At 57.2% G+C, this 21,166-nt stretch carries 18 protein-coding genes; 12 read left to right on the forward strand and 6 right to left on the reverse strand.

Annotation, left to right across the window (positions count from 1 at the left end):
- Positions 1-68: 68 nt before the first annotated feature.
- The 9 genes from fabI (at position 69) to VGE55_RS09265 (ending at position 9,169) form a co-directional block, all read left to right on the forward strand.
- Entirely contained in the window at positions 69-854 is a 786-nt protein-coding gene (fabI, locus tag VGE55_RS09225; protein ID WP_331131654.1) for an enoyl-ACP reductase FabI, read from the forward strand.
- A 20-nt stretch (positions 855-874) separates the two neighbouring features.
- Positions 875-1,570, forward strand: coding sequence for an ABC transporter ATP-binding protein (locus VGE55_RS09230; RefSeq protein WP_331131399.1), 696 nt, complete (start codon positions 875-877; stop codon positions 1,568-1,570).
- 2 nt (positions 1,571-1,572) lie between these two features.
- Positions 1,573-4,164, forward strand: a complete 2,592-nt coding sequence (locus tag VGE55_RS09235; RefSeq protein WP_331131400.1) for an ABC transporter permease — start codon at positions 1,573-1,575, stop codon at positions 4,162-4,164.
- Positions 4,161-5,279 (forward strand): lipocalin-like domain-containing protein, encoded by a 1,119-nt coding sequence (locus VGE55_RS09240; RefSeq protein ID WP_331131401.1) that lies wholly within the window; start codon positions 4,161-4,163, stop codon positions 5,277-5,279. The genes VGE55_RS09235 and VGE55_RS09240 overlap by 4 nt, the downstream gene beginning before the upstream one ends.
- Positions 5,280-5,288: 9 nt before the next feature.
- Positions 5,289-7,067: an ABC transporter transmembrane domain-containing protein gene (locus tag VGE55_RS09245; RefSeq protein ID WP_331131402.1), complete on the forward strand. Its 1,779-nt coding sequence runs from the start codon at positions 5,289-5,291 to the stop codon at positions 7,065-7,067.
- A gap of 58 nt (positions 7,068-7,125) precedes the next feature.
- Positions 7,126-7,920, forward strand: a complete 795-nt coding sequence (gene thyA, locus VGE55_RS09250; protein ID WP_331131403.1) for a thymidylate synthase — start codon at positions 7,126-7,128, stop codon at positions 7,918-7,920.
- Complete coding sequence (locus VGE55_RS09255) at positions 7,920-8,492, forward strand: dihydrofolate reductase (RefSeq protein WP_331131404.1); 573 nt, start codon at positions 7,920-7,922, stop codon at positions 8,490-8,492. Before thyA ends, VGE55_RS09255 begins: the two co-directional genes overlap by 1 nt.
- Positions 8,493-8,501: 9 nt before the next feature.
- Positions 8,502-8,774, forward strand: coding sequence for an oxidative damage protection protein (locus VGE55_RS09260; RefSeq protein WP_256764928.1), 273 nt, complete (start codon positions 8,502-8,504; stop codon positions 8,772-8,774).
- 89 nt (positions 8,775-8,863) lie between these two features.
- The gene (locus VGE55_RS09265; protein ID WP_331131405.1) at positions 8,864-9,169 is read left to right on the forward strand and encodes a hypothetical protein; all 306 of its coding nucleotides are present in this window, start codon (positions 8,864-8,866) and stop codon (positions 9,167-9,169) included.
- 27 nt (positions 9,170-9,196) lie between these two features.
- On the opposite strand, the gene phoU is transcribed toward VGE55_RS09265, so the two are convergent.
- The 6 genes from phoU to aceE form a co-directional block, all read right to left on the reverse strand.
- The gene (gene phoU, locus VGE55_RS09270; RefSeq protein ID WP_256764930.1) at positions 9,197-9,898 is read right to left on the reverse strand and encodes a phosphate signaling complex protein PhoU; all 702 of its coding nucleotides are present in this window, start codon (positions 9,896-9,898) and stop codon (positions 9,197-9,199) included.
- A gap of 175 nt (positions 9,899-10,073) precedes the next feature.
- A complete protein-coding gene (rpiA, locus tag VGE55_RS09275; protein ID WP_331131406.1) occupies positions 10,074-10,730 on the reverse strand; it encodes a ribose-5-phosphate isomerase RpiA in 657 nt (218 codons plus the stop codon).
- An 87-nt stretch (positions 10,731-10,817) separates the two neighbouring features.
- A complete protein-coding gene (locus VGE55_RS09280) occupies positions 10,818-11,012 on the reverse strand; it encodes a YqaE/Pmp3 family membrane protein (protein WP_331131407.1) in 195 nt (64 codons plus the stop codon).
- A gap of 100 nt (positions 11,013-11,112) precedes the next feature.
- Positions 11,113-12,879, reverse strand: coding sequence for a dihydrolipoyl dehydrogenase (gene lpdA / locus VGE55_RS09285; protein ID WP_331131408.1), 1,767 nt, complete (start codon positions 12,877-12,879; stop codon positions 11,113-11,115).
- Positions 12,880-12,890: 11 nt separating this feature from the next.
- Positions 12,891-14,246: a dihydrolipoyllysine-residue acetyltransferase gene (gene aceF / locus VGE55_RS09290; protein ID WP_331131409.1), complete on the reverse strand. Its 1,356-nt coding sequence runs from the start codon at positions 14,244-14,246 to the stop codon at positions 12,891-12,893.
- 31 nt (positions 14,247-14,277) lie between these two features.
- Positions 14,278-16,977 (reverse strand): pyruvate dehydrogenase (acetyl-transferring), homodimeric type, encoded by a 2,700-nt coding sequence (aceE, locus tag VGE55_RS09295; RefSeq protein ID WP_331131410.1) that lies wholly within the window; start codon positions 16,975-16,977, stop codon positions 14,278-14,280.
- 211 nt (positions 16,978-17,188) lie between these two features.
- Between aceE and VGE55_RS09300 the strand changes: the two genes are divergently transcribed.
- The 3 genes from VGE55_RS09300 (at position 17,189) to folD (ending at position 21,131) form a co-directional block, all read left to right on the forward strand.
- Complete coding sequence (locus VGE55_RS09300; protein ID WP_331131411.1) at positions 17,189-19,528, forward strand: PAS domain S-box protein; 2,340 nt, start codon at positions 17,189-17,191, stop codon at positions 19,526-19,528.
- Entirely contained in the window at positions 19,528-20,175 is a 648-nt protein-coding gene (locus tag VGE55_RS09305) for a response regulator transcription factor (protein WP_331131412.1), read from the forward strand. The genes VGE55_RS09300 and VGE55_RS09305 overlap by 1 nt, the downstream gene beginning before the upstream one ends.
- 98 nt (positions 20,176-20,273) lie before the next feature.
- Positions 20,274-21,131 carry a bifunctional methylenetetrahydrofolate dehydrogenase/methenyltetrahydrofolate cyclohydrolase FolD gene (folD, locus tag VGE55_RS09310; RefSeq protein WP_331131413.1) on the forward strand — a complete coding sequence of 286 codons (858 nt, stop codon included), beginning with the start codon at positions 20,274-20,276 and terminating at the stop codon, positions 21,129-21,131.
- Positions 21,132-21,166 lie beyond the last annotated feature (35 nt).

The raw sequence follows: 21,166 nt of genomic DNA on the forward strand, positions 1-21,166 counted from the left end.
AGCTTGCCGCGCCTATAATAGCGGGACAAATCAATCACAAGATGTCCTCTCTCTCAGGAGCAAGCAAAGTGGGTTTTCTCGCTGGTAAAAAAATTCTGATCACAGGCCTGTTGTCGAATCGGTCCATCGCTTATGGCATCGCCGAGTCCTGCAAAGCACAAGGTGCCGAGTTGGCATTCACCTTTCAAAACGAACGTTTTGAACAGCGGGTCAAAGACATGGCGGCCGAGTTTGGATCCACACTGACCTTCCCGCTGGACGTGGCAGAAGACGCCCAAATTGACCAGTTGTTTGTTGACCTGGCCAAGCATTGGGACGGTCTGGATGGCCTGGTGCATGCCATCGGATTTGCGCCACGAGAGGCGATTGCTGGCGACTTTCTGGAAGGCATATCGCGCGAGGCTTTCAAGATTGCACACGACATTTCTGCCTACAGTTTTCCGGCGCTGGCCAAAGCCGCTTACCCCATGATGCAGGGCCGCGAGGGCGCACTGCTGACCTTGAGTTACCTGGGCGCCGTGAAAACGGTGCCCAACTACAACACCATGGGTTTGGCAAAAGCCTCGCTGGAAGCCTCGGTACGCTACCTGGCCGAAAGCTTGGGCCCGCGCGGCATTCGGGTCAATGGCATTTCCGCAGGACCCATCAAGACATTGGCGGCCAGCGGCATCAAAGGCTTCAGCAAAATTCTGCACACCGTGGAAGAAGCCGCACCGTTGCGCCGCAATGTGACCATCCAGGATGTGGGCAACGTGGCGGCGTTCCTGCTGTCTGACCTTGCACGCGGCGTGACGGCCGAAATCACTTACGTGGACGCAGGTTACAGCACCGTTGTTAGCGGCATGGCCGAGTAAGCACCCGACAAGCCGCTGACATGCAGCATCCTCCGTTGCAAAAGGACCAGTCGCAAAAAAAGCAGCCACTGGAAATACGGCACCTCGCCAAATCCTTGGGGGGTGCGCAACTTTTTTCCGATGTCAGCCTGCAACTGCAGGGTGGCGAGACACTGGCGGTGGTGGGTGAATCGGGCTCCGGAAAATCCACCCTTTTGCACCTCATGGCCGGTTTGGATAGCGCCGATGCTGGCGAAGTGCTGTGGCACGGTGAGAACATTCAACACTGGACTGCCAGCCAACAGGCCATGAGGCGACTTCAGCATGTGGGCTTGGTGTTTCAGGCGTACTACCTGATGCCGCACCTCAACGCCCGGCAGAATGTCGAGTTGCCCTATTTGCTGGCAGGCAAAACACCGGACGAAGCGCATTGCATGCGCTTGCTCGAATTGGTTGGCATGGCTGGCAAGGCGTCTCGCTACCCCCGCGAATTGTCGGGTGGCGAACAGCAGCGCGTGGCCATTGCACGGGCCTTGGCCTTAAGCCCTCCCCTGCTGCTGGCCGATGAACCCACCGGTAACCTGGACGAAGACAATGCTGGCAAGGTGTTGAACGTGCTGCTGGATGCCTGCAACGCCCAGGGTTGTGCCATGGTCATGGTGACGCACTCGGACCGGGCCGCCAACCATTTGCAACGCAAACTGAACCTGACCCACCACCGTTTGGCTGGAGGCTGACCATGCCGGGCTTTGGGCCACGACTGCGATTGATGCTTCTGCTGTTGCAGGGCGCCGTGCGTGACCAACCCGTGAAATGGTTGATCACCACCCTGTCGATTGCAGTTGGTGTGGGGTTGGGGCTGGCCGTTCATCTCATTCACCAAGAGGCCTTGGGGCAATTCAATCAAGGTGTTCAACAATTTTCGGGGCAAGCCGATGTCCAGCTGCTGCCGCACAGCCAGTGGTTGCCCGACACGCTCTTGGAAACGGTGGCACAACTGCCTGAGGTGCGCCTTGCAGCACCCGTGATTGAACAGCGCGTTCACCTGGAAGGCCTGAACCAAACTGTGCGATGGCTTGGCCTGGATGTGTTTCAGTCTGCCGCAATAACGCCCAATTTGATCGGGCAAGTGGACAACACGGACACAGCGCCAACACGCGGTGAAATCCCGCTGATCGCGAGCGACACCGTGTTCATCAGCCCCAGTTTGCGAGAGGCACTCCATCAGCACGCCCTTGAACAACACAGCCAGCGTAGCCCCACAGTGCTGGCCGACATGAACGGAAAACCGGTGCGCTGGACAATTGCCGGCAGCTTGCCTGCTGCGGGTAGCGGGCAACTGTTGGCCATGTCCGACATCGCTGCGCTGCAATGGAAGCTCGGCGTCATCGGCAAAATATCCCGGGTTGACATCAAGCTGCAAGAGGGCGTGCAAACGGAAGCCTTCATCGCAACACACGCCAAAGCCTTTTCCTCGGTGGGTCGCTTTGAAACCCCACGAGACCAGTCCACACGCGGTGCAGCCGTCTCGCAAGCCTACCGGGCCAACTTGTCCATATTGGCGATGGTTGCCCTGCTCACAGGGGGCTTTTTGAGCTTTTCAACGCAGATGCTCGCCGTGGCTCAGCGGTCACGCCAATGGGCTTTGCTGGCGGCCATGGGTACGTCCGTTGCCCGGCTGCGGCTGCAGGTGCTGTTCGAAAGTGCGGTGTGTGGCCTGGTGGGGTCTGGGCTGGGGGTTGCACTGGGTGTAGGCCTTGCCCAATGGGTGGTTCAACACTTGGGCGTTGACCTGGGTGCAGGCTACTTCAACACCGGCAGTCATGCACTGACCGTGCACCTTCTGGATGCCCTGCTGTTCATGGGCTTTGGTCTGCTGGCCACTGTTCTGGGTGGGCTGGCCCCGTCTCAACACACGGCGCAAATGGCCATTGCGCAGCGCATGCGGGCCGGCACTGAAGAGGCAGGGCTTCGCTTTGCCAACCGGGCGCATTGGCTGGGCCTGGTGTTGTGCGCTCTGGCAGTGGCCTGCCTGTGGATACCACCGGTGGGCAATATTCCAGTGGGCGGCTACCTGGCTGTGGCGCTGGGCCTGTTTGGTGGCATCGCGCTCTTGGGGTTGGCTGTGCGTATTGTTGTGCGGCCACCCAAAACACTGCACAACCTGGGCCAATTGGCCCGCTCACGGCTGGCCAGCACCCCGAATTTGCTCAGTGTGGGTTTGTCGGGTGTGGTGGCCAGTTTTGCTTTGGTGGTGGCCATGCACGTCATGATTTTCAGTTTTCGACAGTCGCTGGATGTGTGGCTCAACCAAGTGCTGCCTGCACCGCTGTACATGAAGGTGCTGGACATGCAATCGCAGTCCATCCCGCCGAATGTGCAAACGCTGGTCCAACACACCGCAGGGGTTGAGCGTGCCGAATTTTGGGGTAGCCAGAGTGTGGTGTTAGACCCACTGCGCCCACCGGTGGAGTTGATCATTCGACCACTGGACGTGGCCGATGCTGCTCAGCGTCTGCCTCTCATTGGTGCTCAGTACACCGGCTTGAAAGCCGACCGCATTCCCGTGTGGGTGAGTGAACCCATGGTGGACATTTACCGCTTGCACAGCGGCGACACCTTCACCTTGCACTTGGATAGCGGTCAGCAACTGAATGCGCAAGTGATGGGTGTATGGCGCGACTACTCACGCCAGCATGGCGCTATTGTGGTGCCCAAGGCGCATGTGGTGAGCCTGAACAAAGCGGGTAACAACACGCTACGCGATACACAAGGCGCCATTTGGCCCAGCGCAGGTATTCCACCACAAGCTGTGGTACAAAATTTGACGAATCAACTGGGCAATACCGGCGAAGCAGCCCGGTACACCTTTGCAGAACCTGGCGAAATCCGGCAAGTCAGTCTGGGGATTTTTGATCGCAGTTTTGCAGTGACCTACCTGCTGGAAGTGGCGGCTGTGGTCATCGGCCTGTTTGGCGTGGGTACCACTTTTTCGGCCATGGCTTTGCAACGACGGCGTGAGTTTGCCTTGCTGGGTGCCATGGGGGCCACAAGGTCTCTGCTGATAAAACTGCTGTTGCGCGAAGCACTCCTGTCCAGCGCACTGGCCGCTGGCATGGGCCTGGCCATTGGTTTGTCATTCGCGGCCATTTTGGTGTTTGTGGTCAACCCACAATCCTTTCACTGGACCATGGAATGGTTCACGCCTTGGCGGGACTTGGTCATCATGGTCGCCGTGCTGATGGTGATGTCAACCGTGACAGTCACCTTGGCGCTGCGCGGCCATTTGCAACACCAGCTGCTGATGCAGTTGAAAGAGGACTGGTCATGATGAACAGACGCACCTGCTTGCAGTTTTTGGCGGCTGCCGGCCTGACCGCACCGCTGCAAGGCCCGGTGCTGGCCAAAGCCAACCGACTGTTTGACCAACCCCGTGCTGACCTGCCGCCACAACTGCCCAGAGACCATGGAGCCCACCCCGGTTTTCGGACCGAGTGGTGGTATTTCACCGGGTGGTTCAACAGCCCTGGCATGGCAAACCCTTTGGGCATACAAGTGACTTTTTTCCGTTCAGCACCCGAGCTGGATGTGGAGAACCCCAGCCGATTCAACCCCAGCCAGTTGTTGTTCGCACACGCAGCGATTGCCATGCCCGGCAAGGGTCAACTGGTACACGCGCAAACCATCCGGCGAGCAGGCTCCGGGCTATCTGCCATCCGAAACACACCGGGCAAAGTACTGGACCTGCAGTTGCCTGGCTGGGCCTTGTCCAGCCCGCAAGGGGATACATGGCAATGCGACATTCAGGCTCAAGAGGTGAGCCTGAGCTTGCGCATGACACAAACCCAAGCCCCTTGGTTGCAGGGTAACAACGGATACTCGCGCAAAGGGCCCGGTGAAACCCAGGCCAGTTATTACATCACCCTGCCCCACTTGAAAACCACGGGAACCATTCGGGTGGATAGCAAGACACTGCCCGTGGACGGCAGCTTCTGGATGGACCATGAATGGTCAAGCACCGTGCTGGCGCCCAACGCACAGGGTTGGGACTGGGTTGGGCTTCAAGGCACCGGGGGTGAGTCCCTGATGGCGTTTCAAATACGCCCCAAACCCGAACCCGGGAAAACATTGAAACCGATATGGACCCACGCCGCACTGCGGAACGCGCAAGGCCAGGTGCACACCTTTAAAACCGTGGAATTCCAAACCCGGCAAACCTGGACATCCCCCCGCACTGGTGTCGTGTACCCGGTTGAACAAGCCTTGCGGCTGGATGGCCAACAGTTCTATTTAAAGCCCATGATGCCCGACCAAGAGCTGGATGCCCGAAACAGCACCGGCACCCTGTACTGGGAGGGGGCTGTGGCCGTGGAAAACGCGAATCAACAACCGTGGGGGCGGGGCTACCTTGAAATGACCGGGTATGATCGGCCCATGACTTTGTAAACCACTCACATGACTCAATCCAATCGGTTTAAAACCCTGGGCGGCACGCTGGCCAGTTTGCTGAAACCCCACAAACCATGGGCCGGTGCGGCACTGGCTGCTTTGCTCACGGGTTCGGCCATGTCGCTCAGCATGCCCATGCTGTTTCGCTGGCTGATTGACAGCGGTTTTCTGCAAGGCCAACACCCCGAAGGACTGAACCGGGCATTTGGCCTGATTTTGTTGGTGGTGTTTGTGCTGGCAGTGGCCACAGCCTGCCGCTTTTACCTGGTGACCACACTGGGCGAGCGGATTTCCGCCGACCTGCGCAACCGGGTGTACGGGCACCTGTTAATCCAACGGCCCGAGTTTTTTGAAACACTCAAAGTGGGCGAAGTGCTGTCACGCCTCACCGCCGACACCACCTTGATTCAAACACTGGTGGGCAGCAGCCTGTCATTTGCGCTGCGCAACAGCCTGACCACACTCGGGGGCTTGGTCATGCTGGTGCTGACCAGTCCTTATTTGTCGGGCGCGGTGCTGGTGCTGGTGGTGGTCGTGATGGTGCCCGTGGTGGTGCTGGCACGCCGTGTGCGAACCCTGTCGCGCGCCAGTCAGGACAAACTGGCGGACAGCAGCGCCATTGCGCAAGAGGTGCTGAACCAAATCACCACCGTGCAGGCATTCAACCAGGAAGGCGCCGAGGCGGCCAAATTCAACGCATCGTCCGAGCGCATGTACACCACCTCCAAGCGCCGCACAGTCAACCGGGCAGCGCTGTTGTTCGTCGCCATTGGCTTGGCGTTTGCCGGGTTGGTGGTGGTGCTGTGGATGGGTGCCAAAGCCGTGGCCAACGGGCAGATGAGCGGCGGCGAATTGGCCCAGTTCGTGATGTACGCTGCCTTTGTGGGCGGCGGCTTTGCGGCACTCTCGGAAGTATTGGGAGAATTTCAGCGCGCCGCTGGTGCAGCAGAGCGGCTGGTGGAATTGCTCAACCTGAACACCATGATCCGAAGCCGAGGCCTGCCCTCGCCCCAGCAAAACGGTGGCTTCCACATCGAGTTCAATCATGTGGATTTCGCCTACCCATCGGCACCCGACAAACCCGTGCTGAGTGACTTCAACCTGACCATACGCCGAGGCGAAACTGTGGCCGTGGTGGGCCCTTCCGGTGCGGGCAAATCGACCCTGTTCAATTTGTTGCTGCGCTGGTATGACGTGCGCAGCGGCCAAATATTGATTGAGGGCACACCCCTTGAGCATCTGGATGTGACCGGTTGGCGTGAACACTGCGCCTATGTATCCCAGGAAGCGGTGGTGTTTTCCGGCACCTTGGGCGACAACGTTCGGTATGGCAAACCGAAGGCCAGCGAGGCCGACGTGTTGCAGGCCTTGACCGATGCAGCGGCCATCCAGTTCGTGAAACGACTGCCGGAAGGATTGAACACCTCGGTGGGTGAAAAAGGCGTTCGGCTGAGCGGCGGCGAGCGCCAGCGGGTGTCGATTGCGCGGGCCATATTGCGCAATGCCGGTCTGCTGTTGCTGGATGAAGCCACCGCCAGCCTGGATGCCGAAAGTGAACGTTTGGTGCAACTGGCCATTGAACAATCACGCCACGGCCGCACCACCTTGATTATTGCCCACCGCTTGGCCACGGTGATGGCCGCCGACCGGATTGTGGTCATGAACGAGGGACAAATCGTGGAAATGGGCACCCACCGGGAGTTGATGGCGCGACAGGGCCTGTATGCCAAGCTGGCTTCCCTTCAGTTCATCGACCAAAAGGCTGAAAAACACCTGCTTGCCTGAACGAACAGGGGGTCTGAACAGTTAAACTGGAGGCAGTGAACCAACCAACTCAGCGGCCATGAAACAATACCTCGACCTGATGCGCCACGTGCGCGACCACGGCACCGACAAAATGGACCGAACAGGGACAGGCACGCGCTCGGTGTTTGGCTACCAGATGCGGTTCAACCTGCAAGACGGTTTCCCCATGGTCACCACCAAAAAACTGCATTTGCGCTCCATCATCCATGAGTTGCTGTGGTTCTTGAAGGGTGACAGCAACATTGCCTATCTCAAGGAAAATGGGGTGAGTATTTGGGATGAATGGGCCGATGAACAGGGCAACCTGGGCCCGGTGTATGGCGTTCAGTGGCGCAGCTGGCCCACGGCTGACGGCCGTCACATCGACCAGATTTCGCAGTTGATGAAGCAGATCAAGAACAATCCAGACTCGCGCCGCCACATTGTGAGCGCCTGGAATGTGGGCGAAATCGAGAATATGAAGTTGCCACCCTGCCACGCACTCTTTCAGTTTTACGTGGCCGATGGCAAGCTGAGTTGCCAGCTGTACCAGCGCAGTGCCGACATCTTTTTGGGCGTGCCGTTCAACATCGCTAGCTACGCTTTGCTCACCCACATGGTGGCGCAACAGTGTGATCTGGATGTGGGCGACTTCATTTGGACAGGCGGCGACTGCCACCTGTACAGCAACCACATGGAGCAGGTAGAAACCCAACTGCAACGCGAGCCCCTGCCCTTGCCCCAACTCGTCATTCACCGAAAGCCCGAGAGCATTTTTGACTACCGCTTTGAGGACTTTGAAATTGTGAATTACCAAAGTCACCCCCACATCAAGGCACCGGTGGCTGTGTAATGAAAGTCAGTCTGATTGCAGCCGTGGCCCGCAATGGGGTGATCGGCATCGACAACCGCCTACCTTGGCACTTGCCCGAAGACTTGGCCTACTTCAAGCAAACCACGCTGGGCTGCCCCGTGCTCATGGGCCGGAAAACCTATGAGTCCATCAACCGCCCCTTGCCCGGTCGCCTGAATGTGGTCCTGACTCAACAAGCGGACTGGGCGCCTGCCCCAGCAAAAGACGGCAGCCCCCGTGCGGTGACTCGCCCCCCACAGGCGCTGCCCGCCGGTGGCGAGACGGCCATTGCCGTGGCCAGCACGCTGGATGAGGCTTTGAACTGGTTGGCCCCGTTTGATCAGGTTTTTCTGATTGGAGGCAGCAACCTGTACACCCAAGCCATGGAACAGGGCTGGGTGGACACGCTTTTATTGACGGAAATCCACCACGACTTTCCGGGCGACGCCCATTTCCCGTTCTGGCCCAAGGCACAGTTCCGCGAAACCCAACGCATTCACAACCCACCGGCCGGCGAACGCCCGTGGGCCTTCGATTTTGTCACATACGAAAAAACAACTGCACCGCGATAAGGAGTCAACATGGCGCGCACCGTACACTGCATCAAACTCGGCGTGGAGGCCGAAGGGCTTGATTTTCCGCCCGCACCCGGCGAGCTGGGCAAGAAAATTTTTGAAAATGTGTCAAAACAAGCCTGGCAGGAATGGCTGAAAATCCAGACCATGCTCGTCAATGAAAACCGTTTGAGTCTGGCCGATGTTCGTGCTCGCAAATACTTGATGGAGCAAATGGACAAACATTTCTTCGGCGATGGCAACGTGCAGGCGGCGGGTTACGTTCCACCGGCCAACTGACCTGTTCGGGTGTCCATGGACGGCCTGTTCACGGCCGTCAACCCGGTGCATACTGACCATTCACGCGGTCCATTCAGCCCGAGGTGAGCATGGCGCCCCAATCCCGATTAGCACAATACCTGCTGTACGACTGGTTGTTCCAAGACGTCAATCAACCCGAAGTATTCAGGCGCCACGCCGCCATTGCCCACAACAAAGCCCACCGGCGGCACTTGCTCACCTACATGCGTCGTTGGACCTTGCTGACCACCGGACTCTTTTTGTTGGGCATGGGCATTGAGACCACCGGCTCAAACTGGTGTGTGGTGTTTTATGTGCTGTCGGTGATGGCCGTGAGCCCCACCATCCGCGTGTTCACCGCTTGGTGGATGATGGGCCGCCCAGGCTATTGGTGATGGCTGGCGGGGAGCCGCCAAATCGCCTTATTCGTCGGAAGCTTCCTGAGCAATCGCCTCAGGACCCCGATGGCGCACGTCCCGGCCTTTGACCATGTACACCACATGCTCCGACATGTTTTTGGAGTGGTCACCAATCCGCTCAATCGCCTTGGCGATGAACAGGATTTCAATGGATCGGGAAATGGTGCGGGGGTCTTCCATCATGAAGGTGATGAGCTGGCGCAAAATCGCCTTGAACTCATCGTCCACTTCCAGATCAGCCTTCACCACTTCGGCTGCCGACACGGCATTCACGCGGGCATAAGCGTCCAACACCTTGCGCAACATGGCAATCGCACTGCTGGAGATGCGGTGCAAATCCACTTTGGGAACAAAGTTCTTGCCGGCGTCGGCAATCATCATGCCCATGCGGGCCACTTTTTCAGCCTCATCACCAATGCGCTCAAGGTCACGAATCATCTTGATGGCCACAATCACAGACCGCAAGTCCACAGCAGCCGGCTGGCGACGGGCCAAAATGTGATTGCACAGCTCGTCAATCTCCATCTCGATCTGGTTGACTTCCTGCTCGCGGCGGATCACTTCCTTAAAAATATTGGTGTCCGATGCGCCAAGGCCTTCAATGGCGGACACAATCTGATTCTCAACCAAACCACCCATCTGAAGCACGCGAGAGCGCAGCGATTCCAGCTCGGCGTCATATTGTTTGGAGGTGTGTTCAGTCATTGTCTCTTCCTTGAATGCAATTTTTTTGGGTGAATGCCACGCCGACACTGTGTCATAGCCGTATGACAAGAATTTGTCACATGCAACACGTCGAGCGATTTAATTGTGCCACGTTCTCGCGCGTTGGGGGGTGTAAACACCCCAAGCGTGTGGCCTCAGGCTGTTTTAAGCTTGCTTAGCGCAGGGTCTTGACGCCTTCCGGCGAGCCAATCAAGACCACATCAGCCTTGCGCATGGCAAAAAGCCCGTTGGTGACCACGCCGGGCCAGTGGTTGATGGTCTGTTCCAGTGCAACCGGGTCCGCGATGCGCAAGCCAGAAACATCCAGAATCACGTTGCCGTTGTCAGTGACAAACCCTTCCCGCAACTTCACTTGACCACCCAAAGAGGCCAGCTTCCGCGAAATGGCTTGTTGTGACATCGGCAACACCTCCACCGGCAAGGGAAAGCGCCCCAAAATGTCCACCAGCTTTGAAGCATCGGCGATACAAACAAACTGGCGTGAAATGTCGGCCACAATTTTTTCACGGGTGAGTGCGCCGCCACCGCCTTTCACCAAGTGGTACGCCGGGTCAATTTCATCGGCACCGTCCACATACACCGACAGCTCTGTGACATCGTTCATGTCCACAATCGGCACACCAATGTCGCGCAGCTTCTTCTCCGAACGCACCGAGGAGGACACAGCACCCTTCAAGGGAATGCCTGCCTCAGCCAGCGCGTCAATAAAGCAATCGACCGTGGAACCCGTACCCACGCCCAAAATGGTGTTGGGCGTGACGTAATGAAGCGCGGCCTTGGCCACTTGCTGTTTCAGACTGTGTGCGTCCATGGAATCTATTGAATGAATGGGGTATGAATGAGGAAAAGTTTGGACCGGCATGTACAACCAGCACGCCGTTGAGGCAGCAGGTCGGTTCTAGCCCCGGTCTCCAATGGCTTCTTGAATTCGTTGATCGGTTTTGTATTGACTCAGGGCATACACTGCCCACAACGCAGCTGGAACCCAGCCAATCAAGGTGAACTGCAAAACCAGGCAGATGAGGCCAGCCAAGGGACGGCCGATGGTGAAAAACAGCACCGGGGGCAAAAATATGGCCAGAATCAGTCGCATGGTCGCCTCGCTAAAACTGTATTGTAAAGCCAGCAAGCCCATAAAAAAGCAAGCCACCCGCAACAGCGGAGTGGCTTGTTCAAGGTCCCGACTGAAAGAATTACTTCTTTCGAGCCGGTGGCAAATCTGTACAGTGGCCCTCAAAAACCTCCGCAGCCATGCCCACGCTCTCGCACAGCGTAGGGTGCGGGTGAATGGTTTTGCCGATGTCGGTCGCATCTGCACCCATTTCAACAGCCAGGCAAACCTCGCCGATCAAATCGCCAGCGCCCATGCCGACAATGCCGCCGCCCAACACCCGGTGCGTGGCTTCATCAAAAATCAGCTTGGTAAACCCATCGTCTGCACCGTTGGCAATGGCCCGACCAGACGCAGCCCATGGAAACACGGCTTTGCCCACTTTGACCCCTTGGTCTTTGGCCTGTTCTTCAGTGAGACCAACCCAAGCCACTTCGGGATGGGTGTACGCCACCGACGGAATAACCCGCGCATCGAAGAACGACTTTTCGCCTGCAGCCGCCTCGGCCGCCACATGGCCCTCATGCACCGCCTTGTGAGCCAACATCGGCTGACCCACAATGTCACCGATGGCGAAAATGTGGGGCACATTGGTGCGCATTTGCTTGTCCACCGGAATGAACCCGCGGTCTGTGACCGCAACACCGGCATGCTCTGCGCCAATTTTCTTGCCGTTCGGTGTTCGACCAACCGACACCAACACCATGTCGTACAGTTGAGGCTCCTTGGGGGCCTGTTCACCCTCGAATGTCACCAAAATACCTTCGGGCTTGGCCTCAACCGCCACGGTCTTGGTTTTCAGCATGATGTGGTCAAACCGGGGCGCATTGCGCTTTTGCCAAACCTTGACCAAATCCCGATCTGCACCCTGCATCAGGCCGTCCAGCATTTCAACCACATCCAGACGGGCACCCAGTGCTGAGTACACCGTACCCATTTCAAGGCCGATGATGCCGCCGCCCACAATCAGCATGCGCTTTGGAATTTGCCGCAGCTCCAAGGCACCAGTGGAGTCCACAATGCGGGGGTCCTCGGGAATGAAGGGCAGATGCACAGGCTGTGAACCGGCCGCAATAATCGCCTTGGCAAATTGAATGACTTTCTTGCTGCCATCGCCTGCTGTGACTTCCATGTGATTTGGGCTGGCGAACTGCCCAACCCCTTGCACCACCTGAACTTTGCGAGCCTTGGCCATGCCCGCCAAGCCACCGGTGAGTTTGCCGACCACACCAGCCTTGTGGGCACGCAATTTGTCCAAATCAACCTGGGGGGCCGCAAATGAGATGCCGTGCTCGCCCATGTGTTGGGCTTCCTCCAGCACCTGGGCGGTGTGCAACAAAGCCTTGGAGGGAATGCAGCCCACATTCAGGCAAACACCCCCCAAACTGCTGTAACGCTCGACCAGCACAGTATTCAAACCGAGGTCGGCACTGCGGAAAGCGGCCGAATAACCCCCTGGGCCTGCACCCAACACCAGCATGTCGCAGGTGATGTCCACCTGACCGGCGTAATTGGATGCAGCAACAGCCGCAACAGGCGCAACAGCAGCGGGTGTTGCAGTTGCAGCAGGAGCAGGTGTATGGGTTGCTGGTGCTGCAGCGGCATCTACTGATCCCGCGTCCGCTTCAATTTCCGCAATTTCAGAACCAGTGCTGACCTTGTCACCCAGCTTCACCAACAAGCGGGTAATTTTTCCGCTGTGTGAGGCGGGAATTTCCATGCTGGCTTTGTCGGATTCAACGGTGATCAGCGACTGCTCTTTGCTGACCACATCGCCCTCTTTCACCAACACCTCGATGATTTCCACCGAGTCGAAATCGCCAATATCGGGAACAATCAGTTTGCTCATGGTGGCCCCCCTTACAGCAGCACTTTGCGCATGTCGGCCAATACGGCCGCCAGCTCAGTGGTGAAACGCGCTGCTTGCGCACCATCAATGACACGGTGGTCATAGCTCAAACTCAGCGGCAACATGAGGCGTGGGACAAACTCTTTACCATTCCACACCGGCTTCATGGCCGACTTGGACAAGCCCAGGATGGCCACCTCGGGTGCGTTGATGATGGGGGTAAACAACGTGCCACCAACACCACCCAACGACGAGATCGTGAAGGTTGCGCCCTGCATGTCACCGCCCTTCAACTTGCCGTCCCGCGCTTGTGCAGACAACTCACCCAGCTCAGCCGCAATTTGAGAGAAGCCTTTTTGGTCCACATTCTTGACCACGGGGACCACGAGCCCTTGCGGGGTGTCCGCTGCAAAGCCAATGTTCCAGAACTTCTTCAGAATGAGTTTGCTGCCGTCTTCTGACAAAGAGCTGTTAAAAGCGGGGTATTTCTTGAGCACCGCCACACAGGCTTTCATCACAAAAGCCAGCATGGTCAACTTCACACCCTGCTTGGCCAGGGCCGCATTGGTGTCAACCCGGAATTTTTCAAGGTCTGTGATGTCGGCTTCATCAAACTGTGTGACGTGCGGAATCATGACCCAGTTGCGGTGCAAATTAGGGCCCGACAATTTCTTGATTCGCGACAATTCCAGTTCTTCGGTTTCACCGAATTTGGCGAAATCCAGTTTCGGCCAAGGCAGCAAATCGAGGCCTGCCCCACCGCCGCGCTGTGTCGAACCCGATACAGCGCCACCAGCCGACAAGCCGGCGACAGCCGCTTTGACAAAATTGCGAACGTCATCGGGCGTGATCCGGCCTTTGGGGCCTGTACCACCCACACGCTGCAAATCCACACCCAACTCACGGGCGAATTTGCGAACCGAGGGGCTGGCATGCGGCGCATTGGCCGATGGGGGCATGGGCACATGCGCTTCAACGACGGCGGCGGGTGTGGACAAGGCCGGTGCCACAGCAGCAGCAACCACTGGGGCTGCCTGCTGAGCGGGTGCGGCAACGGACGCTGCAACCACAGCAGGTGCATCTGCCTTCGCAGGCTCTGCTTTGGCAGGCTCAACCGTTGAGCCTGCGCCAGACGCTGGTTCCAGCAACATCATCAAGGTGCCTTGTTTCACCTTGTCGCCCAGCTTCACCTTCAATTCCTTGATGACACCCGCCTGCGGGCTTGGAATCTCCATGCTGGCCTTGTCAGACTCCACCGTGATGATGGACTGCTCAGCCTGCACGGTGTCACCCACTTTCACCAACACTTCGATCACTTCAACCCCGTCAAAGTCACCAATGTCGGGCACTTGTATTTCAATGGTCATGGCATTCCTCTCGCTGTCTTGTTGCCCAGGCTTATGCGTAAGCCGGGTTGACCTTGTTGGGGTTGATTCCGTATTTCTTGATGGCTTCAGCAGGCGCTGTGGCGGGTACTTTGCCTTCATCGGCCAGGGCCTTCAAAGCGGCCAGCACCACGAAATGCTTGTTCACCTCAAAGTGCTCGCGTAACTTGTAGCGGAAATCGGAACGACCAAAGCCATCCGTACCCAGCACCTTGTATTCACGGCCTTTGGGCATGAAGGGGCGAATCTGGTCCGCAAACAACTTCATGTAATCGGTGGATGCAATCACTGGGCCTGCATGCTTCTCCAGTTGAGCTGTGACATAAGCCTTCTTGGCGGGTTGCTCGGGATTGAGCAAGTTGTGGCGCTCAACATCCAGACCTTCACGGCGCAGTTCGGTGAAGCTGGTCACAGACCACACATCGGCAGCCACACCCCAGTCTTGCTCCAGCAACTCAGCCGCAGCCAGTGATTCACGCAAAATGGTGCCAGAACCCATCAACTGAACGCGCTTGTCGCTCTTGATGCCCGCTTCACGGCACACATACATGCCCTTGATGATGCCCTCTTCGGTACCGGGCTTCAGGCCAGGTTGAGCATAGTTTTCGTTCATTACTGTAAGGTAATAGAAGACGTTTTCCTGGTCTTCGACCATGCGCTTCAAACCGTGCTGGATGATGACAGCCAGCTCGTGCGCAAAGGTGGGGTCGTAGCTCACGCAGTTTGGAATGGTGGAGGACAGAATATGGCTGTGGCCATCTTCATGTTGCAAACCTTCGCCGTTCAGCGTGGTGCGCCCGGCAGTGCCGCCCAGCATGAAGCCGCGGGCCTGCATGTCGCCAGCCGCCCAAGCCAGGTCACCAATCCGCTGGAAACCGAACATCGAGTAATAAATGTAGAACGGAATCATCACCCGGTTGTTGGTGGAGTAGGACGTGGCAGCGGCAATCCAGCTGCTCATGGCGCCAGCTTCGTTGATGCCCTCTTCCAGAATCTGCCCCGCTTTGTCTTCCCGGTAGTACATCACCTGGTCTTTGTCGACTGGTTCGTACAGTTGGCCTTGGGACGAATAAATACCCAATTGGCGGAACATGCCTTCCATGCCGAAGGTGCGGGCTTCATCCGGCACAATCGGCACCACACGGGAGCCAATTTCCTTGTCGCGCACCAAGGCAGTCAACACACGCACAAAGGCTTGTGTGGTGGAAATCTCGCGGCCTTCTTTGGTTGGCTCCAGCACCGCCTGGAATGCATCCAGGCCAGGCACCTTGAGCTTTTCATCGGCCTCACGGCGACGCTTGGGCAAATAGCCCCCCAAAGCTTTGCGGCGCTCGTGCAGATACTGAATTTCGGGTGTGTCGTCGGATGGCTTGTAAAAAGGCACTTCAGCCAGCTTGTCGTCGGGAATTGGAATGTTGAAGCGATCCCGGAACTCACGAATGGACTGATCGTCCAGTTTTTTCTGCTGGTGGGTGGTGTTTTTGCCTTCACCAATCTTGCCCATGCCAAAACCTTTCACAGTTTTGGCAAGAATCACCGTGGGCTGGCCTTGGTGTTCAGTGGCGGCCTTGTAAGCCGCATACACCTTGTGGGGGTCATGACCACCGCGGTTGAGGCGCCAAATGTCCTCATCGGTCAGGCGGGCTACCATTTCCAGCAGTTTGGGGTGTTTGCCGAAGAAGTTTTTGCGAACGTAGGCACCGTCATTGGCTTTGCAGTTCTGGTACTCGCCGTCCACCATTTCTTCCATGACCTTGCGAAGCAGGCCATCTTTGTCGCGTGCCAGCAGCGGGTCCCAGTAGCCGCCCCAAATCACTTTCAAGACATTCCAGCCAGCGCCACGGAACTCACCTTCCAACTCCTGAATGATTTTTCCGTTGCCGCGCACAGGGCCATCCAGACGCTGGAGGTTACAGTTCACGACAAACACCAGGTTGTCGAGCTTTTCCCGGGCAGCCAGGCCGATGGCACCCAGGGACTCGGGTTCGTCCATTTCGCCGTCGCCACAGAACACCCAGACCTTGCGCTTGGAAGTGTCGGCAATGCCGCGGGCGTGCAGGTACTTCAGGAACCGGGCCTGGTAAATGGCCATCAAGGGGCCCAAGCCCATGGACACAGTGGGAAACTGCCAGAAGTCGGGCATCAGCTTGGGATGTGGATAGCTCGACAGGCCTTTGCCATCGACCTCTTGGCGGAAGTTGTTCAGCTGCTCTTCCGTCAACCGGCCTTCAAGGAAAGCACGGGCATAAATGCCGGGGGACACGTGGCCCTGAAGATACAACAGGTCGCCGCCATGGCTTTCGTCTTCTGCATGCCAAAAGTGGTTGAAACCAACACCCAGCATGGTTGCCAAAGAGGCGAACGATGCAATGTGTCCACCAAGGTCGCCACCATCGGCAGGCTCTTTGCGGTTGGCCCGGACAACCATGGCCATCGCATTCCAGCGCATCCAGCTACGGAGGCGTTCTTCATATTCGATGTTGCCCGGACAGCGCTCTTCCAGATGAACCGGAATGGTGTTCACGTAGGCAGTATTCGCTGAAAAAGGAATGTAAGCGCCGCTGCGGCGGGCCTTGTCAATCAGCTGCTCAAGCAAGAAATGCGCGCGTTCGGGGCCTTCCCGCTCCAAAACGGCCTCGAGGGCGTCCAGCCACTCTTGTGTTTCCTGAAAGTCAGGATCGTTTGATTGTGGAAAATTGGGCAGTGCAGACATTCCTTCCTCCTTGGGGATTCTCCTGTTTGGATGGCTCAGGCTTGTGGCTCGGCCATCATGTTCCAATTAGAGTAACATGTCTAATTCCAAATTTTTCAAATCGCGATGTTGATTTTCATATTGTGGAATGATTTAGGGTTATCCACAATTCTTGGCACGAGCCCTGTCTTGTTTTGTACACTGACGTATAACCACTTCTGATGATGTTCCCGTGCGTCTAATCGATCAACCGCGTACCAGCCCGTTGGTGTGGGCCACCCCACTGGTGGGGATGATCCTGTTCATCCTGGCCATGGGCGCGTTTTTCTACAACCTTTACGCGGAAGACCAAAGCCAGGCCCAGCTGCGGGTGACGCGCGACGTTGAAAATGCCCGCAACAACATTCGGTCTCGATTGCTGGCCACCCAAGACCGTGTCACGCAGATCGCAAGAGGGGTGGAGCACCGTTTGAAAGGCGGGCCCGACACCTTTAAAACAGCGGCCAATGCGCTGTTGGCGGAGTATCCGGAAATCAATTCCGTGATGGTGATTGACGTCGAACGACGGGTGACCCAACTTGCATTGCCGCCGCTTCGCGCCTCCGACACCATCCACCCGCTGTACCAAACGGTGGAGGATGCTGAAAGCTACTGGGCTTTCAACACGGCCCGCGAAACCCGTCTACCGGTGTTTTCGCGGCCATTCTTGGCCGAATCCAATGCGGTTTACATGGAGATTCACAGCCCGGTTACAGAGGATGGCGAGTTCAAGGGTACTGTGGTGGCCACCATTCCGCTCAACGACCTGTTGGCCGACGCTTTTCCAGACACCTTCGTGAAACTTTACTCGGTCAGCATTGTGGACGGCGGTGGCAACCCCATTGCCTCCAATGTGAGCCGCTCGGTGGACAACGCCAAACTGAGTCACGAGGTTCCACTGGAGCCACCTGGCCACGGTCTCAAGCTGCGCGCCGTGCTGTACAAGACCAGCAGCGAACTGTTCTCCAACATGTTGGCCTGGACGGTGCTGGGGCTGTCGGTCGTCATCATCTGGAGTTTTGGACTGCTGTTTCGCCATGCCAAATTGCGCAGCCGAGCTGAAAAGCGCCTGCTGGATGAGACCAAGTTCCGTCGCGCCATGGAAAACTCGGTGATGACTGGCATGCGGGCCATTGATTTGCAGGGACGAATCACCTATGTCAACCCGGCGTTTTGCAAAATGACCGGCTACACCGAAACCGAGTTGGTCGGCATGACGCCACCCTTCCCCTACTGGCCAGAAAATTCCCAAGAGCAACGTCGCCACCTAGAATTGATACTGACCGGCAAAGCGCCCACCAAGGGGATCGAGGTGCAGGTTCGTCGACGTGACAACACCGTGTTTGATGCGCGCATGTATGTCTCCCCATTGGTGGACAGTGAGGGCAACCAGAGTGGCTGGATGACCTCCATGACGGACATCACGGAGCCACGGCGCATTCGGGATGAACTGGCCGCTGCCCACCGGCGTTTCGTGCGCATTCTGGAAGAGCTGGATGCAGCGGTTAGCATCCGTTCAGCCGAGTCTGCAGAGGATGAATTCATTTTCGTCAACAAACTTCACCGAGAATGGTTTGCCAAGGCTTACCCGCCCAAGTATCCGAAATCAGGCCGAATCAAGCAGCCCTCTTTCGAACCTTTTGAGTGGTTCAACCCGGTGAGCACCCGGTGGTATGAGGTTCGACGGCGCTCCATTTCCTGGGTCGATGGTGCAACGGTGGTTATGCAAGTGGCCACTGACATTACATCGCGCAAAGAGGCGGAGAACATGACACGCCAGCAGCAGGAAAAGCTGCAGTTCACCTCACGCTTGGTGACACTGGGTGAATTGGCTTCCAGCCTTGCGCATGAAATCAATCAGCCTTTGGCCGCCATCAGCAATTACAACATGGGCAGCGTGAACCGGCTGAAATCGGGCCGTGTGAGCCCGGAGGAGTTGCTGCCAGTGCTGGAGAAAGTGAATATGCAGGCACAACGTGCAGGCGATGTGATCCGACGGATTCGGGAATTCGTCAAGCAACAGGAACCCAAACGCAGCCCGTGCTTGCTTAGCAAAATTGTGGACGATGCAATTGGCTTTTCTCAACTGGAAGCCAGCCACCGTGGCGCCCGGATCGAGTGCACCCTGCCGGATTCGTCGATCCAGGTGATGGCTGACCCCATTCTGATTGAACAGGTGCTGATGAACTTGATCAAGAATGGCTTGGAAGCCATGGAGCACCTGCCCAAAGAGGAACGGGTGATTGAAATCGAGGTCCACGCGCACCAGAACCCGGTCCGCGTTGAAGTGCGAGACTATGGCACTGGGGTGCCAGAGGACATTCGGCAACGCCTGTTCGAATCCTTTTTCACGACCAAAAGCGAAGGCATGGGAATGGGCTTGAACATTTGCAGAACAATTATTGAGTATCATCAAGGTCAGTTGTGGGTGGATCCAGCCCCGGAGCGAGGCAGCGTGTTCAAGTTCACATTGCCCATGGCCACCCAGACTGACGCCCTGTCACACATCGAACACGTTACGGAAAAACCATAATGCTGCACACCAATACCCGAAACGACGAGCTGCCCGAAACGGTTTTCATTGTGGATGACGATGAGGCAGTGCGGGACTCCCTGCAGTGGCTGATTGAAACCGAGGGCTACCAGGTGCGCTGCTTCGAAGACCCTGAACAATTTCTGCAGCAGCTCCAATGGCCGCAAGTCAGCGTGTTGCTGCTGGACATCCGGATGCCCAAACTGTCGGGGCTTGAGGTTCAGAAAATTCTGAACGACCGGGGCATTCCGATTCCAACCGTGTTCATCACCGGGCATGGGGATGTCACACTGGCCGTGGAAACCATGAAAAGCGGTGCCGTCGACTTTCTGGAAAAACCTTTTGATGAAGCGAAGATCAAGTCGCTGATTCACCAGCACATGGCCAAGGCCAAGGAAGTGGCCGAAAATGCCCGGCTGGATGAACACATCAACCGGCTGTACTCCAAACTGACAGCCCGCGAGCTGCAAGTGCTGGAGCGAATTGTGTCTGGCCGCTTGAACAAACAGATTGCCGATGACCTCAACATCAGCATCAAAACCGTGGAGGCGCACCGCGCCAACATCATGGACAAGCTGCAGGTCACCACCGTGGCCGACCTCCTGAAAATTGCCCTGCGCAAATCGCCCGAACTGGCCCAATCCTGAACTTCCTCGACACGGATGCTCCTGTAAAATGGAGCATCTGGCTGCGGTGATGCTTTAGGGCATGCGCTGCACACCCCCAACCCTTGAATCAAATTTCCATGTCTGCACAACTCATCAGCGGCACCGAACTGGCCGCCACCATTCGCGAACAAATTGGCCGTCGCGCAGCCGAACTGACCCAACTGGGTCACCAACCTGGCCTGGCCGTGGTGCTGGTGGGCGAAGACCCAGCCTCGCAAGTGTATGTTCGCAACAAGGTGGCCGCCTGCGAAAAAGCAGGCTTCAAGTCAGCCATGCACCGCCTTCCGGCGGAAACGACTCAGGCTGAGTTGCTGTCATTGGTAAACACGCTGAACAACGATGCCACCATCCACGGCATTCTGGTCCAGCTGCCCCTGCCCCCACACATGGACAGCCATGCAGTGATCGAAGCGATTGCAGCCCACAAAGATGTGGATGGATTCCATGTGAGCAACGCAGGCCTGCTCATGACGGGCAAACCCCTGTTTCGCCCCTGCACACCCTATGGCGTCATGAAAATGCTGGAATTGACCGGCATCAACCTGCGGGGTGCAGAGGCCGTGGTGATTGGCGCCAGCAACATTGTGGGCAAGCCCCAGGCCATGCTGTTGTTGCAACAGGGGGCCACCGTCACCCTTTGCAACAGCAAAACCAAGGACCTGAAAGCACACTGCCAACGTGCCGATGTGCTGGTGGTGGCCGTTGGCCGACCCAACATGATCACCGGGGACATGATCAAACCCGGTGCCGTGGTGATTGATGTGGGAATCAATCGCCTGCCCAGTGGTCAATTGTGTGGTGACGTTGATTTTGACAGTGCCAAAAACGTGGCCGGCTGGATTACACCGGTGCCCGGGGGTGTGGGGCCCATGACCATCACCATGCTACTTCAAAACACCCTGGAAGCCGTGGAAAGAAGCCTGAATCAGCAATAGGCCAACGCGCTCATCCACTGTTGATTTCGCAGTAC

The organism is Limnobacter sp., from assembly GCF_036405155.1.
Classification (GTDB): domain Bacteria; phylum Pseudomonadota; class Gammaproteobacteria; order Burkholderiales; family Burkholderiaceae_B; genus Limnobacter.

Excerpts from the sequence above, each read along its gene's own strand:
- VGE55_RS09265 (WP_331131405.1), top strand. The coding sequence starts at position 8,864 with ATGGCGCCCCAATCCCGATTAGCACAATACCTGCTGTACGACTGGTTG.
- VGE55_RS09230 (WP_331131399.1), top strand. The coding sequence starts at position 875 with ATGCAGCATCCTCCGTTGCAAAAGGACCAGTCGCAAAAAAAGCAGCCA.
- VGE55_RS09305 (WP_331131412.1), top strand. The coding sequence starts at position 19,528 with ATGCTGCACACCAATACCCGAAACGACGAGCTGCCCGAAACGGTTTTC.
- VGE55_RS09255 (WP_331131404.1), top strand. The coding sequence starts at position 7,920 with ATGAAAGTCAGTCTGATTGCAGCCGTGGCCCGCAATGGGGTGATCGGC.
- VGE55_RS09260 (WP_256764928.1), top strand. The coding sequence starts at position 8,502 with ATGGCGCGCACCGTACACTGCATCAAACTCGGCGTGGAGGCCGAAGGG.
- rpiA (WP_331131406.1), bottom strand. The coding sequence starts at position 10,730 with ATGGACGCACACAGTCTGAAACAGCAAGTGGCCAAGGCCGCGCTTCAT.
- lpdA (WP_331131408.1), bottom strand. The coding sequence starts at position 12,879 with ATGAGCAAACTGATTGTTCCCGATATTGGCGATTTCGACTCGGTGGAA.
- VGE55_RS09240 (WP_331131401.1), top strand. The coding sequence starts at position 4,161 with ATGATGAACAGACGCACCTGCTTGCAGTTTTTGGCGGCTGCCGGCCTG.
- VGE55_RS09280 (WP_331131407.1), bottom strand. The coding sequence starts at position 11,012 with ATGCGACTGATTCTGGCCATATTTTTGCCCCCGGTGCTGTTTTTCACC.
- thyA (WP_331131403.1), top strand. The coding sequence starts at position 7,126 with ATGAAACAATACCTCGACCTGATGCGCCACGTGCGCGACCACGGCACC.
- folD (WP_331131413.1), top strand. The coding sequence starts at position 20,274 with ATGTCTGCACAACTCATCAGCGGCACCGAACTGGCCGCCACCATTCGC.
- phoU (WP_256764930.1), bottom strand. The coding sequence starts at position 9,898 with ATGACTGAACACACCTCCAAACAATATGACGCCGAGCTGGAATCGCTG.
- VGE55_RS09245 (WP_331131402.1), top strand. The coding sequence starts at position 5,289 with ATGACTCAATCCAATCGGTTTAAAACCCTGGGCGGCACGCTGGCCAGT.
- VGE55_RS09235 (WP_331131400.1), top strand. The coding sequence starts at position 1,573 with ATGCCGGGCTTTGGGCCACGACTGCGATTGATGCTTCTGCTGTTGCAG.
- aceE (WP_331131410.1), bottom strand. The coding sequence starts at position 16,977 with ATGTCTGCACTGCCCAATTTTCCACAATCAAACGATCCTGACTTTCAG.
- aceF (WP_331131409.1), bottom strand. The coding sequence starts at position 14,246 with ATGACCATTGAAATACAAGTGCCCGACATTGGTGACTTTGACGGGGTT.